Genomic DNA, 1,967 nt, shown 5'->3' with positions numbered 1-1,967 from the left:
GTCTCGCGCAGCATGCCGGCCGCCTGAGCCTTTCGGCTCGCGAGGAATCGGACCGGCGCAGCGGTCTGGCCGCTCCTGGGCCCACCTTTCGCGCCCGCGACCTTCCGGCGCATCGGAAAATCCGCCCCCTTTCAACAGGCAGGCGTGCCCCATAGATTGACGTCGGCTTAAGACGTGACGGAACATTGTACGGCCGAAATCATCAAACCTTCACGGCGCCTGCGCAGGATCGCCATGGAGATTCGCCTCAAGTCTGCCGCCGAGGACGCCAAACCGTGCATCAGGAGCACCCAACCCTGCCTAAAATATTGAATGCACGAGTTTTTGTTCGAATTGGCGAATTCCACTCGGCCCGAAAACGCGCTAGTGGAGGGGCAGGGGGCATGCGCGATGCCGGAGCCGGCGGCGAGGGTTCGTTGAGTGCCTGTGCGTCGTCCGCCCGTTCGCCGGCCACCCTGGCCGCTGAAGCGTTGTTCGAGGTCTAGATGCTGGAAGCCATCCGCAGGGCGACGACGTTTCTGCGCCAGAAGCAAATCCTGCATAAGCTTGGAGTTGTGATCAGCGTCGCGGTCATCGGCATCGCTTGCTATGTGCTGTACCACATGCTGCGAGGCATCGATTCCAACGAGGTCCTCGAAGCGATCAAGAGCACCGAGCCGAGCCAGATTGCGATGGCGGCGCTGTTCGTCGCCGCGGGCTATTTCACCCTGACCTTCTACGACCTGTTCGCCGTGCGCGCGATCGGCCACGCCCACGTGCCCTACCGCATCAACGCGCTCGCCGCCTTCACCAGCTATTCGATCGGCCACAATGTCGGTGCATCCGTCTTCACCGGCGGCGCGGTGCGATATCGCATCTATTCGGCCTACGGGCTGAACGCGATCGACGTCGCAAAGATCTGCTTCCTCGCCGGCCTGACCTTCTGGCTCGGCAATGCCGCCGTGCTCGGCCTCGGCATCGCCTATCATCCGGAGGCCGCCGCCTCGATCGACCTGCTTCCGCCGTGGCTGAACCGGACGCTGGCGCTGATGATCATCGTGGGACTGGTCGGCTACGTGGTCTGGGTCTCGACCCAGCCGCGCGTGGTCGGCCGCGGGCCCTGGACCGTGGTGCTGCCGGGCGGCGCGCTGACGCTGCTCCAGATCGCGATCGGCATCATCGATCTCGGCTTCTGCGCGCTCGCGATGTACGTGCTGGTTCCGGACGAGCCCAATCTCGGATTCGTGGTGGTCGCGGTGATCTTCGTCTCGGCGACGCTGCTCGGGTTCGCGAGCCACTCGCCTGGCGGGCTGGGAGTGTTCGACGCCGCCATGCTGGTCGGCCTCTGGCAGATGGACCGCGAGGAGCTTCTGGGCGGCATGTTGCTGTTCCGCGTCCTCTATTATCTGTCCCCCTTCGTCATATCTGTAATCCTGCTGACGTTTCGCGAAGTTATGATCGGCGCACGATCGAAGCGCTTGCAGCAGGCGGCGCTCAAGCTCGACCCCGGTCCAGCGCGTGAAGCCGCCTATGTGAGAGAGCGTAGCGACAGCGGTGCCTGACGCCGCCAAGCTTTAGGACAAGCCTCCAGGAGAAGTCCGCCCCGATGGCGATCGACGCCCCCTCTTCTCCCTCCGCCCAGCCCTGGTCCGACCGGCTGCGGCATTCGACCGTCATCCTGATCGCTGCGGCCCTGGCGCTGTCCGTCGTCGTCTCGCTCGGCGAATTGTCGGCGCTGCACGCCGCGATCGTGTTCCTCTGCATTGCGGCCGCGGCACTGATCCCGTGGCGCCTGCATGATCCCGCCGCGTCGCGCGACGATGTCAGGCGCATCAACCCGGTCGAGAGCGCGGCGGTGGCCGCGGTCGTCGCCGGCATGCCGCTGTTCTGGTCATTTCGGATCATGGTCGGGACCGGAATCTTGATGCTCTTGGTCAGCTGGATCGGCCTTTGGCAACACTGGCGCGACGGCTGGGATTTCGTCCGGA

At 64.7% G+C, this 1,967-nt stretch carries 1 protein-coding gene and 1 pseudogene; both read left to right on the top strand.

What is annotated here, in order from left to right; genetic code table 11:
- The first annotated feature begins 485 nt into the window (after positions 1-485).
- Positions 486-1,541, top strand: a complete 1,056-nt coding sequence (locus MOV75_RS36220) for a UPF0104 family protein (protein ID WP_246932396.1) — start codon at positions 486-488, stop codon at positions 1,539-1,541.
- A 44-nt stretch (positions 1,542-1,585) separates the two neighbouring features.
- Positions 1,586-1,967 (top strand): annotated as a pseudogene (locus tag MOV75_RS36215) (hypothetical protein); the annotation flags it as partial.

Origin of the sequence: Bradyrhizobium sp. PRIMUS42 (genome assembly GCF_023006515.1) — a bacterium.
Lineage (GTDB): Bacteria > Pseudomonadota > Alphaproteobacteria > Rhizobiales > Xanthobacteraceae > Bradyrhizobium.
The sequence above is the reverse complement of the archived record's forward strand: the minus strand, read 5'-3'. Positions and strand labels throughout refer to the sequence as shown.